Source organism: Streptomyces bobili, from assembly GCF_002154575.1.
GTDB classification, from domain to species: Bacteria; Actinomycetota; Actinomycetes; order Streptomycetales; family Streptomycetaceae; genus Streptomyces; species Streptomyces bobili.
This window is the reverse complement of sequence record NZ_MUBA01000505.1, coordinates 1-11,112: the sequence shown is the minus strand read 5'-3', so window position 1 is coordinate 11,112 and position 11,112 is coordinate 1. Positions and strand designations below refer to the sequence as shown.

General features: G+C 72.4%; 13 protein-coding genes. 5 read left to right on the top strand and 8 right to left on the bottom strand.

Annotated elements, in window-relative coordinates; all coding sequences use genetic code 11:
- Both BZL64_RS31745 and BZL64_RS31740 read right to left on the bottom strand, forming a co-directional pair.
- The coding region (locus BZL64_RS31745) for a hypothetical protein (protein ID WP_086772586.1) at positions 1-670 on the bottom strand (670 nt) is incomplete at its 3' end.
- A gap of 69 nt (positions 671-739) precedes the next feature.
- The gene (locus BZL64_RS31740) at positions 740-1,699 is read right to left on the bottom strand and encodes a GlxA family transcriptional regulator (protein ID WP_086772585.1); all 960 of its coding nucleotides are present in this window, start codon (positions 1,697-1,699) and stop codon (positions 740-742) included.
- Positions 1,700-1,770: 71 nt separating this feature from the next.
- Here BZL64_RS31740 and BZL64_RS31735 point away from each other — a divergent pair, with 71 nt between their 5' ends.
- Positions 1,771-2,721, top strand: coding sequence for an NADP-dependent oxidoreductase (locus BZL64_RS31735; protein ID WP_086772584.1), 951 nt, complete (start codon positions 1,771-1,773; stop codon positions 2,719-2,721).
- Between the two features lie 7 nt (positions 2,722-2,728).
- Here the strand turns inward: BZL64_RS31735 and BZL64_RS31730 are convergent, their stop codons facing one another.
- Entirely contained in the window at positions 2,729-3,841 is a 1,113-nt protein-coding gene (locus tag BZL64_RS31730; RefSeq protein WP_086772583.1) for an NAD(P)-dependent alcohol dehydrogenase, read from the bottom strand.
- A gap of 25 nt (positions 3,842-3,866) precedes the next feature.
- Complete coding sequence (locus BZL64_RS31725; RefSeq protein ID WP_086772582.1) at positions 3,867-5,333, bottom strand: aldehyde dehydrogenase family protein; 1,467 nt, start codon at positions 5,331-5,333, stop codon at positions 3,867-3,869.
- A gap of 113 nt (positions 5,334-5,446) precedes the next feature.
- On the opposite strand from BZL64_RS31725, the gene BZL64_RS31720 reads away from it, so the two are divergent.
- Positions 5,447-5,884: a MarR family winged helix-turn-helix transcriptional regulator gene (locus tag BZL64_RS31720; RefSeq protein WP_086772581.1), complete on the top strand. Its 438-nt coding sequence runs from the start codon at positions 5,447-5,449 to the stop codon at positions 5,882-5,884.
- 235 nt (positions 5,885-6,119) lie between these two features.
- Positions 6,120-6,500, top strand: coding sequence for an anti-sigma factor antagonist (locus BZL64_RS31715; protein ID WP_244205606.1), 381 nt, complete (start codon positions 6,120-6,122; stop codon positions 6,498-6,500).
- A gap of 25 nt (positions 6,501-6,525) precedes the next feature.
- Here the strand turns inward: BZL64_RS31715 and BZL64_RS31710 are convergent, their stop codons facing one another.
- A complete protein-coding gene (locus tag BZL64_RS31710) occupies positions 6,526-7,479 on the bottom strand; it encodes a ribose-phosphate diphosphokinase (protein WP_086772579.1) in 954 nt (317 codons plus the stop codon).
- Between the two features lie 198 nt (positions 7,480-7,677).
- Between BZL64_RS31710 and BZL64_RS31705 the strand changes: the two genes are divergently transcribed.
- Together BZL64_RS31705 and BZL64_RS31700 are read left to right on the top strand one after the other, a co-directional pair.
- Positions 7,678-8,340 (top strand): DUF4230 domain-containing protein, encoded by a 663-nt coding sequence (locus tag BZL64_RS31705; protein ID WP_086772578.1) that lies wholly within the window; start codon positions 7,678-7,680, stop codon positions 8,338-8,340.
- 228 nt (positions 8,341-8,568) lie between these two features.
- The gene (locus tag BZL64_RS31700) at positions 8,569-9,198 is read left to right on the top strand and encodes a VanZ family protein (RefSeq protein ID WP_167396221.1); all 630 of its coding nucleotides are present in this window, start codon (positions 8,569-8,571) and stop codon (positions 9,196-9,198) included.
- 18 nt (positions 9,199-9,216) lie between these two features.
- Here the strand turns inward: BZL64_RS31700 and BZL64_RS31695 are convergent, their stop codons facing one another.
- From BZL64_RS31695 to BZL64_RS31685, 3 genes are all read right to left on the bottom strand, one after another.
- Positions 9,217-9,459 (bottom strand): hypothetical protein, encoded by a 243-nt coding sequence (locus BZL64_RS31695; RefSeq protein ID WP_086772577.1) that lies wholly within the window; start codon positions 9,457-9,459, stop codon positions 9,217-9,219.
- Positions 9,460-9,515: 56 nt separating this feature from the next.
- On the bottom strand, positions 9,516-10,562 hold the full coding sequence (locus tag BZL64_RS31690) for a DNA topoisomerase IB (RefSeq protein ID WP_086772576.1): 1,047 nt from the start codon (positions 10,560-10,562) through the stop codon (positions 9,516-9,518).
- A 10-nt stretch (positions 10,563-10,572) separates the two neighbouring features.
- A partial coding sequence (locus tag BZL64_RS31685) for an SDR family oxidoreductase (protein ID WP_086772575.1) occupies positions 10,573-11,112 on the bottom strand: 540 nt, incomplete at its 5' end.

The window sequence follows — 11,112 nt, the reverse complement described above, 5'->3', positions numbered from 1 at the left end:
CGGCCCCGAGCACTGCGACTGGCAGAGCGCCCGCTTCCTGACGCTCGCCCCGGCCGAGCGTCAGGAAGCGGGCGCTCTGCCAGTCGCAGTGCTCGGGGCCGACGGAACTGTGGATGCGGGCGACGGGCTGCCGCTCACCCTTCACGTCCGTCCAGAACTCGTACCGGCTGGAGTCGGTGAATTCCGCCGGGAGTTCGGCCGGGTCGCAGGAGGCGTTGGTCTCCGGGCCCCAGCCGGGCCGTTCCTTCTGGTCGTGGGCGACCACGACGGCCACCTTGGTCCGGCCGCCGACGTCGAAGGAGTACAGGACCCGGTCCCCCTCCCGGCGTTCGACGCGGTAGCCGGAGCGGGGCACCTCGGGTGCGAAGAGGTCGAAGTAGAGCCGCAGCCCGTCCTGCGGGGTGTCGCCGCCGTCGCCGCGGCCCCAGCCGTCGGGCCCGTTGCCCTCGAAGATCTCCCCGTCGCACTCCAGGGCCCGGCCCGCGGCGCCGGTCACGGCGAGCAGCGCCCGCTCGGTGCTCTCGTCCACGTCCTCGGTGGGGATGTCGAGCGGGCCGCTGTACGGGGTGGCGGGCGCGGTCCCCTCGACCACCACGTCCTTGCCGTCGGCGCCGCATCCCACGGCCACCACCGCCGCCAGTACCGTCACCGCCACGAACCCTCTGCGCATTCTGCCGCCCCTGCTTTCCGTCCACCGGCCACTCCTGCGCCCCTGTGACGCGGCAGGGGCCCGCAACGTTCAGCGGGCCGTCTGGAACGTCTTGCGGTACGCCTGGGGCGAGACGCCGATCGCCGCGTGCAGGTGCTGGCGCAGCGAGGCGCCGGTGGCGAAGCCGACCCGGCCGGCGACCTGGTCCACCGTGAGGTCGCTGGACTCCAGCAGGTGCCGGGCGTGCGCCACCCGCTGCTGGATCAGCCAGCGGCCGGGGCTGAGGCCCACCTCGTCGTGGAAGCGGCGGGCGAAGGTGCGCAGGCTCATCCGGGCGTGCGCCGCGAGGTCGGCGAGGGTGAGGGGTTCGCCGAGGCGCCGCAGGGCCCAGGCGCGGGTGGCGGCCGTGCTGGTGGCGCCCGCCTCGGGCACCGGACGTTCGATGTACTGGGCCTGGCCGCCGTCCCGGAAGGGCGGGACGACACAGCGGCGGGCCACCGTGTTGGCGAGGCCGCTGCCGTGGTCCTTGCGGATGAGGTGGAGGCAGATGTCGACGCCGGAGGCGGCGCCCGCCGAGGTCAGCACCAGGTCGTCGTCGACGAACAGGACGTCCGGGTCGAGGTCGACGTGCGGGAACATCCGGCGGAACTCGTCGGCGAGCTGCCAGTGGGTGGTGGCCCGGCGGCCGTCGAGGAGACCGGCGGCGGCCAGGAAGAAGGCGCCGGTGCAGATGGACACGATCCGGGTGCCGGGGCGGATGCGGGCGAGGGCGGCGGCGACCTCGTCGGGGAGGTCCGCGGTGACCCGCGAGGCGGACACCGGGGCGATGACCACGGTGCCGGCGGTCTCCAGTACCTCGGGGCCGTGCTCGACGCCGACCGTGAAGTCCGCGTCGGTGTGCACCGGAGCGCCGTCGACCGTGCAGGTCAGCACCTCGTAACAGCCGTCCGCCGCGCCGAGGATGCGGCTCGGCATGCCGAGTTCGAAGGGATAGACGCCGTCGAGGGCGAGGACGACCACGCGTTCGGGATGCCGCTGCTTGCCACGCATGGCACGATCCTATCGAAGAGTGGCAATCATGCCATTGGCCGGTTGCCCGGACCCTGGCAGGCTGTGGCCTCATGAGTACTGAGCGCACGATGCGCGTCATCGGACAGGATGCCCTCGGGGGACCCGAGGTTCTCGAGGTGAAGACGGTGCAGCGGCCCGAGCCGCGCCCCAACGAGGTGCTGGTGCGGGTGCGCGCCGCCGGCGTGAACCCCACGGACTGGAAGCACCGCGCCTCGGGCGGCTTCCTCGGCAAGCCGCCGTTCACCCTGGGCTGGGACGTCTCCGGCACGGTCGAGAAGGTGGGCATCGGCGTCGCCGCCTTCGCGCCCGGCGACGACGTCTTCGGCATGCTGCCCTATCCGCACGGCCACGGCTCGCACGCCGAGTACGTCGTCGCCCCGGTCCGCGCCCTCTGGCACAAGCCCGCCTCCATCGACCATGTGCAGGCCGCCGCACTGCCGTTGGTGTCGCTGACCGCCCTCCAGGCGCTCGGCGAGGTCGCCGATCTCCAGCCCGGTCAGCGGGTGCTGATCCACGCGGCGGCCGGTGGCGTCGGGCATGTGGCCGTGCAGATCGCCAAGGAGCGCGGCGCGTACGTGATCGGCACGGCGAGCGCGGCCAAGCACGACTTCCTGCGCGAACTGGGCGCCGACGAGGTGATCGACTACCGGGAGAGCGACTTCACCGAGGCCGTGAAGGACATCGACGTGGTGCTGGACACCATCGGCGGGAGCACCTCGACGGGTTCGCTGCGGGTGCTGCGTCCGGGTGGCGTCGTGGTGTCGATCCTGCCGGTCGGTTCCCGCAAGTTCTTCGACGAGGCCGAGGCGCTGGGCGTGCGCGCGGTGCGGATGCTGGTGGACACCGACCGGGCCGGGATGCGCCGGATCGCCGAGCTGGTCGAGGCGGGCAGCCTGCGCGCCACGATCGCCGGGACGTTCCCGCTGGCCGATGCCGCCGAGGCGCACCGGCTCGGCGACACCGGCCGGACCACCGGGAAGCTGGTCCTGACCGTCGACTGACGGTCCGTCAGTCCCCGAAGGTGAGCACCGGCTTGACGGTCCGGCCTTCGGTCATGTCCCGCACCGCCCGGTCGATGTCCTGGAACGGATAGGTGCCGACCAGGCGGTGCAGCGGGAGCCGCCCCTCCTTGACCAGCTGGACCAGGGCCGGGATGAAGGTCTGCGTCTCGCTGTCGCCGAGGGTGAGGCCGACGATGCGCTTGCCGCTCAGCAACCCGTTGACGTCCAGGGCGACTTCGGTGCCGAAGGGCGGGGCGCCCACGACGACCAGGGTGCCGCGGGCGGCGAGCGCGTCGACTCCCTGACGGAGCACGGCGACGCTGCCCGTGGTCTCCACGATGCCGTCGGCGCCCCGGCCGCCGGTGATCTCGGCGACGGCGGCGCCGAGATCGGCCTCGCCCGCGTTCACGGTGTGGGTGGCGCCCAGCTCCTTGGCCAGGCCGAGGCGTTCGGCGACCCTGTCGACGGCGACCACGGTGGTCGCCGGGCTGAGGACGGCCGCCATCACCGCCGACAGACCGACGGCTCCGGCGCCGAGCACCACGACCGTGCCGCCGGCCGACGGCTTCAGTACGTTCCACACGGCACCGACGCCGGTCTGCACTCCGCAGCCCAGCGGGGCGAGCGAGGCGAGCGGCACCTCGGGGTCGACCTTGACGAGGCTGCGCTCGTCCACCAACGCCCGTTCGGCGAAGGAGGACTGGCCGAAGAAGTGGCCGCCGAGCGCCACGCCGTCCCGGCTGACGGTGGCGGTGCCGTCGGCGCGCCGGCCGCCGAGGAGGTTCAGCGGCAGCCAGGACGCGCAGTAGGCGGGGTGTCCGCCGTGGCATTCGCGGCACGCGCCGCAGGAGGTGAAGGACAGCACGACGTGGTCGCCGGGGGCCACGCCGGTGACGGCCGGCCCGACCGCCTCGACGATCCCCGCGCCCTCGTGGCCGAGGACCCCCGGCAGCGGGAAGGGCAGCCCGCCGCTCGCCACGCTCAGATCGGTGTGACACAGCCCGGCCGCCACCAGCCGGACGACGGCCTCGTGCGGGGCGGGATCGTCCAGGACGACCTCGGACAGGGTGAAGGGCGCTCCGCCGGACTCGACGACGGCCGCGCGCGTGATGAGGGACATGCGGCGAACTCCTTGGCTACGGCGCTCAGTCGAGCGAGACGACGACGGACTTGACCTTGGTGTAGGAGGCGAGAGCCTCGGGACCGTACTCGCGCCCGAAGCCGGACTCCTTGACGCCGCCGAAGGGGACGGCGGGGTCGAGCATCGCCCAGTCGTTGACCCAGACGATCCCGGCCTGGAGCCGGTCGGCGACCCGGTGGGCTCGGGCCAGGTTCCCGGTCTGCACGCCGGCGGCGAGGCCGTACGGCGTGGAGTTGGCGAGGGCGATCGCCTCGTCCTCGCTGTCGAAGGGCTGGACGGTGAGGACCGGGCCGAACACCTCCTCCTGGATCACGCGGGAGTCGTTGGAGAGGTCGGCGATCACGGTGGGCCGGTAGTAGTAGCCGCCGTCGAGGCCGAGACGTTCGCCGCCGCAGACGATCCGGGCGCCCTCCTTGCGGGCGAGGGCGACGTACTCCTCGACCTTGCGCAGGTGCCGCTCCCCCGCCATCGGGCCGACGACGGTCTCCGGCAGCCTCGGGTCGCCGACCGGGACGCCGGGGACGGCCTCGGCGAGGATCTTCAGCAGGGTGGCGTGGACCGGGCGGGCCACCAGCAGGCGCGGGCCTCCCATGCAGAACTGACCGGTGTTGAAGACGAACGCCTTGATGACCGCGCCGACGGCCTTCTCCAGGTCGGCGTCCTCGAAGACGAGGTGCGCCGCGTTGCCGCCCAGCTCCATGGTGACCGGCTTGAGGTTCTCGCCGGCGACGCTCGCGGCGTGCCGGCCGACCGCGGTGGAGCCGGTGAAGGCGATCTTGTCGACGCCGGGGTGGCGCAGCAGCGCCTCGCCGGCCACCGGGCCGGTGCCGGTCACCACGTTGACGACGCCGTCGGGGACGCCCGCCCGCTGGAACAGTCCCGCCATGTAGAGGGCGGAGAGCGGGGTCTCGTCGGCGGGCTTGTGGACGACCGTGTTCCCGGCCGCCAGCGCCGGGGCGATCTTCGAGCCGGCCAGGATCAGCGGGAAGTTGAACGGGGTGATCGCGGCGACCACGCCGATCGGGCCGCGCTGGGTGTAGGCGAGGGCGTTGAGCGGGGTGTCGCGGGTGGAGCCGTCCAGGGTGTGGGCCAGGGCGGCGTAGTACTCGTAGTCGTTCGCCGCGTTGGTGACGTCCACGGCGTGCGCCAGGGTGATCGGCTTGCCGACGTCGAGGCTCTCCAGGCGGGCGATCTCGTCGGCCTCCGCCCGGATCAGCTCGGCCACCCGGTGCAGGACACGGCCCCGATCCCGGCCGCTGAACCCGGACCACGGTCCGGAGTCGAAGGCCTCCCGTGCGGCGCGCACGGCCGCGTCCACGTCGGCGGGGCCGGCCGCGGCGACGGTGGTCAGGACCGTGCCACGGGACGGGTCGACCACCTCGGTGCGCGCTCCGTCGGCGGCTTCGCGCCACTGCCCCCCGATGAAGAGCCGGCCGGGGCCGGTCGGGTCGGTGGTCTCGAAGGTGGTCATCGCCACTCCTCAGCATCGTCGCTAAGTTTGCCAAGTGTTCAACAAACAGGATTCCTGTTGGTCCGCAGTCTCATTACGGACAGGTTTCCTGTCAATGCTCTAGGCTCAGGTTCATGGTCGGCACTCACACAGCCAAGGCACCCCCGTCCCTGCTCTACATGGTGAAGCAGGTGGAGCTGATCGTGCGCTCCCACCTGGACGAGCTGGTCAGGCCGTCCAGGATCACCGCACTCCAGTACACGGCGCTCACCGTGCTGGAGCGGCACGACGGACTGTCGGCCGCCCAGCTGGCGCGGGACTCCTTCGTCACCGCCCAGTCCATCGCCGACGTGGTGCGCTCCCTGGAGAGCCGGGGGCTGATCCGGCGCGAACGCAACCCACGCAACCGGCGCGAGCTGCTGATCCTGCTCACCGACGAGGGGCGGGAGGTGCTGGAGCGGCACGCCGGGCCGGTCAGGGAGCTGGAGGAGCGGATGGTGCGGGACCTCACCGAGCACCAGGCCGAGCAGTTCAGGCTGGCGCTGTCCAAGGCCTGGCAGGCCCTTTCGTAGGCGTGTGGACACTGTCACCGGCGCACGGGCCCTCCCCCGCGGGGTATTCTTCACCACTTCGTTCACGACACGAAAAAACTCGGTCGAGACACGTCCTCATTTCGAAGACATATGTCAATCGAACATGCTGGAATTCACTCCATCGGGGGTAGCTTGCTGGGGTGGGGAACTGCCGCGCGCGCCCCCGCCGTTGGAGGCTCCCGACCGGTGGAGCTGTGTGGGAGGCGATGTCGTCGTGCAGCAGGAACCCGCCACGGACACCCCGCATCTGCGCGTCCGCGAGGACCGGGGATACACGGTGCTGGAGTTCCGCGGCGAGATCGACATCGTTGCCGCGACGGAGATCGGCTCCCACCTGGACAGCGCCACCGCCGGTCCCGCCCCGCGCGTGGTGCTCGACCTGAGCGGGATCGAGTTCTTCGACTGCTCCGGCCTGCGCCTGCTCTACCGGGCCCGCGGCCGGGTCCTGGACCACGGCGGCGACCTGCACCTCGTCTGCACCCACGCGCTGACCCTGCGCATCCTGCGGGCCACCGGCCTGTCCCGGCTGCTGCCGCCCGCCGCCAGCCTGGACGACGCTCTGGATCGGCCGGGGGCCACCTCCGGCTCGTTATGACCGACCGCTGAGACCGGGCCGGGGGCTATCCGGCACGGTCGGCGTCGAACAGCGCGCTGACCGACTCACCGTTGTGAATACGCCGTACGGCCTCGGCGAGGGCCGGGGCGATGGACAGCACGCGCAGCTTGTCGGTGTGCTCCTCCGCCGCCACGGGCACGGTGTTGGTGCACACGATCTCCAGGACGTCCGGCTGCTCGCTGAGCCGCTTGAGGGCGTCGGCCGCGAAGAGTCCGTGCGTGCAGGCCACCCGGATCGACCGGGGCTCCGACTCCCGGAGCCGGTCGAGAAGTTCCAGGACGGTGCTGCCCTTGGCGATCTCGTCGTCCAGGACGATCACATCCCGTCCTGTGACCTCGCCGATCACCGTGTTGATGCTGACCCGGTCGTCGGGATACCGCTGCTTGGCGCCGGCCGCCACCTGGGCGCCGAGCATCCGGGCGAACGCGGCGGCCTCCTTGGCGTTGCCGAGGTCCGGTGAGACGACGGTCGTGCGGGTGAGGTCGTAGCGGCGGAAGTGGGCGGCGAGTTCCCGGCGGGCGTGCAGATGGTCGACGGGGACCGAGAAGAAGCCGTGCACCTGCGGCGAGTGCAGGGTCATGGTGAGGACCCGGTGCACTCCGGCCGCCGCCATGAGGTCGGCGACCAGCCGTCCGCCGAGGGAGATGCGGGGCTCGTCCTTCTTGTCGGAGCGGGCGTACGAATAGTGCGGCATGACGACGGTGATCCGGCCCGCGGACGCCCCGCGGGCCGCGTCGCACATCAGCAGCAGCTCCACGAGATGCTCCTGCACGGGCTTGACCAGGGGCTGCACGAGAAAGACATCGCGTTCCCGGCAGTTCGCCTGCAGCTGGACCTCCAGGCAGTCGTTGGCGAACCTGCTGAGCCGGGACGGGCTGAGGGGCACGCCGAGGTGGGCGCAGACCTCGGCGGCGAGGTCGGGATGGGCGCTGCCGCTGAACACGGAGATGTCTCGCACTGAGGGCTCCTCGGATGACCCTGGTCCGGCGGGGTCTCCCATGCTGGCCGATCTCAGCCGCCCCGTCACCCTCACCCGTACGCCGTCCGCGGCGCCCGCCGCCCGGCCCCGGCCCGCGGGCCACCGGCACAACTCCTCAACAAGCGGGCCTGTCACAGGATTTGGCGGGCAAGAGGTGTTCAGGAAGGAGGGCCGTCGATGACGACTTCCATCAAGCGCCTCCCCAGGCGCATGCCCGGCTGGGCCAAGGTGCTCACCGCCGTCGTGGTCGTACTCGTCGTGATGTTCGCCGGGATCCGGCTCAGCCTGCTGCCGGGACTGCGCGACTTCTTCGGCACCGAGACCCACGACCGTTCGGGGCCCGCACTCCTCAGGTCCATCCAGGACATGAGCCGCTACGAGGCCGCCTCCGGCAACTTCCAGGTCGTCGTCGACCTGGAGAAGGACGCCAAATACCTCCCCGACGCGCTCCGCGGCACCCGCACCCTGTACGTCGGGGCGGGCACCGTGGACGCCTACGTCGACCTGGGTCAGGTCGGCGACAAGGACGTGACGGTCGACGCCGACCGCACGTCGGCCGCCCTGCGGCTGCCCCACGCCGCACTCGGCACCCCGGCCCTCGACCCCGACCGCTCCTACGCCGTCTCCAAGCAACGCGGTCTCCTGGACCGGCTCGGCGACCTCTTCTCCGACAACCCCAACGGCGAGCAGGCCGTGCAGAAGCTCGCGGCCCGGCACATCGGCGACGCGGCGAAGGACAGCGAGCTGACCGCGCGCGCCGAGACCAACACCACCGCCATGCTCCAGGGACTGCTGCGCTCCCTCGGCTTCGAGGAGGTGCGCGTGACCTACGGCACCTGACCGACCGCGGCGCCCGCCTCACACGGCGCGTGACCGGACGGCGCGTGACCGGACGGCGCGTGACCGGACGGTACGCGTCCCACAGCCCCGGCACACCCGGCAGGGCCAGGGCAGGCCGGCAGCCAGGCCATGCGGTCCCCGAGGTGCCCGGACCGCGGGCGGCGCGTTCTCCCGCTGTTCGGGGGTAACCGGCCTACCACGCAGGGAAGTTGACGACTGGAGAACCGCATGGACCGTGCAGCCCTACGTCCGCGTGCCGCCGCACTGCGCGTGCGCGCCGCTCTTCGCCTGCGCACCGCCGAGCCCGAACCGCCCGCTGAGGCCGAGCCCTCCAAGGGAGGCAGGCGGGCGAAGGGCCGCGAGCGGACGAAGGCCGACGGCTCCGAGCGGGGCGGGCGCCGGCCGCTGCCGTTCCCCCTGCGGCTGCTGGCGATGCTGTTCGCGTTCGCCTTCATGGTGGCGTTCGCCGTCGTGCTGGCCCGGCTCACCCTGGAGCCCTCCCCCGCCTCCGAGTCTCTGGTGCACTCCAACCTGCGGCCCGGCCGGTCGCTGCGGGCGTATCTGGACCAGCCGGAACTGCGTGACGCGGTGAAACAGATCGGCGGGAACCTGCTGCTCGGGGTGCCGTTCGGCGTGCTGGTGCCGGTCGTCGCGCCTCGGGCGCGCGGACTGGTGCGGGTCCTGCTGCTGACCGCGAGCGTGATGCTGCTGGTGGAGTTCGCCCAGGGCGCGCTGGTGACCGGGCGCGCCTTCGACGTCGACGACGTCATCCTCAACACGGCGGGCGCGCTGGTCGGCTACCTGCTCGTGGGCCGGCGGATGGGCCGGGCCGTGCACGCCCGGGAGCGCCGGGCGTGACCGCGCGGGCGGCGGGAGCTAACGACCTCGGGGTTTCCAGGTGTAGCGGTCGCCGCCCACCCAGCGGACCACGTCCGGGTCGTCGAGGTCGTGGACGGTGATGCCGAACGCGGCGGCTGTCTCGAGGACGTCGGTGACGGCCCTGGCCTCACCGACCACCTCTCCGTCGATTTCCACGATGCGGAACGGGGACTCGCCCGGCTGCACCCCGAGCACCGTGATCCGCGGTCGGGAGATGTGGGGGCTCGCGATTTCGGTCATGTCATAGAGCGTAAATCGCGACGGTCAGGAAGGAATCACCCGATTCCGACATCGAATCATCCGGTTCCGACGTCGGCTCGTCCTTTCCCACCGTTGAGCAGGTCCAGCACGGCCGCCTCGACGGCACCCTGCGCGGCCGGCCGCCCGAACACCCCGTGTTCGCCCAGCCGGGTGAGCGCGGGGGCGATCGTCCGGCCCTGGTCGAACAACTCGAAGACGCGCGGGTCGATGTAGGAGGCCCGGCACACGGCGGGCGTGTTGCCGAGGTACCGGCTGACCTCCCGCGCCGCGCGGGCGGCCTGCCGGCGCCGGGCGGCGGGGGTGGCGCGGGCCTCCTTGGTGGTGACGGCGAGGGCCACCGCGGCGAGCACGGTGGCATGCCAGGTGCGGAAGTCCTTGGCGGTGACCTCGGTCCCGGCCAGCCGGCGCAGCGCGTCGTTGAGATCGGCGCCGCGCAGGTCGTGCCAGGCGCCCCGTTCCCAGAAGACCAGCAGTCGTTCCCCGCCGCGGCGGCGCCGCAGCAGGGCGCGGACCACGGCATGGGCCTGCTCGTCCACGAGTGCCCGGACCAGCTCCGTGCCGCCCTTCGCCGGGAAGCAGAACTCCAGCTCGCCGCGCCCGCACGTGACGTGCTCGCGCAGCATCGTCGTCAGCCCGTAGGTCTCGCTCACCTTGGTGTGGCGGTCGCTGCCGATGCGGAAGAAGCCGAGGTCCAGCAGGCGTACGGCGCACGCGGTGACGCGGCTCCGGCTCAGGCCGCGACCGGCGAGGTCGGCGCGGACCCGTGCCCGCAGTTCGGGCAGGGCGAGGGCGACCTCGCGGACGTGCGCGTGCTTGGCCTGCTCCTGCTGGGCGCGGAAGCGCTCGTGGTAGAGGTACTGGCGGCGTCCCGCGTCGTCGGTGCCGACGGCCTGGAGGTGGCCGTTGGGCCAGGGGCAGATCCATACGTCGCGCCAGGCGGGCGGGATGGTCAGGGCGCGGATCCTGGCGAGCTGCTCGGGGTCGGTGAGGGGTTGGCCGTGCTGGTCGCGGTAGCGGAAGCCCCGGCCGTGGGGCACGCGGGTGAGGCCGGGGCCGTCGCAGGAACTGGTCCGCAGTCTCACGGCCGGCCGTTCAGGGCCTGCGCCAGTCGTCGCCGGCGAGATGCGATCCGGCCTGCGGGCCCATCCTGAGCATGCCGCCGTCGACGCTCCAGGAGGCGCCGGTGACGTAACCGGCGTCCGGACCGGCGAGGAAGGCGATGACGGCGGCTACCTCGCGGGCGTCGCCGGGGCGGCCCAGCGGGATACCGGGGCGGCTCTCGGTGTGCGGGTCGATGTCCTCCTGCCCGGTCATGGGGGTGGCGATCTCGCCGGGCGCGACGGCGTTGACGGTGATGCCGTACTCGGCGAGTTCGAGGGCCATGACCTGGGTGAGCAGGCCCAGGCCGCCCTTGGCGGCGCAGTACGGGGCGGCGCCCACGCGCGGCTGGTGCTCGTGGACGGAGGTGACGTTGACGATCCGGCCGCCGTCGCCCTGCCGGATCATGTGCCGGGCCGCCTTCTGCCCGCACAGGAACGGGCCGATCAGGTCGACGTCCAGGACCCGCCGCACCTCGTCCGGCTCCAGGTCGAGGAAGCGCGTCATGGTGCCCGTACCGGCGTTGTTGACGAG

Coding starts and splice junctions, on each gene's coding strand:
- BZL64_RS31730 (WP_086772583.1), bottom strand. CDS start 3,841: ATGTCCCTCATCACGCGCGCGGCCGTCGTCGAGTCCGGCGGAGCGCCC.
- BZL64_RS31705 (WP_086772578.1), top strand. CDS start 7,678: ATGACGACTTCCATCAAGCGCCTCCCCAGGCGCATGCCCGGCTGGGCC.
- BZL64_RS31740 (WP_086772585.1), bottom strand. CDS start 1,699: ATGCGTGGCAAGCAGCGGCATCCCGAACGCGTGGTCGTCCTCGCCCTC.
- BZL64_RS31725 (WP_086772582.1), bottom strand. CDS start 5,333: ATGACCACCTTCGAGACCACCGACCCGACCGGCCCCGGCCGGCTCTTC.
- BZL64_RS31735 (WP_086772584.1), top strand. CDS start 1,771: ATGAGTACTGAGCGCACGATGCGCGTCATCGGACAGGATGCCCTCGGG.
- BZL64_RS31695 (WP_086772577.1), bottom strand. CDS start 9,459: ATGACCGAAATCGCGAGCCCCCACATCTCCCGACCGCGGATCACGGTG.
- BZL64_RS31700 (WP_167396221.1), top strand. CDS start 8,569: ATGGACCGTGCAGCCCTACGTCCGCGTGCCGCCGCACTGCGCGTGCGC.
- BZL64_RS31720 (WP_086772581.1), top strand. CDS start 5,447: ATGGTCGGCACTCACACAGCCAAGGCACCCCCGTCCCTGCTCTACATG.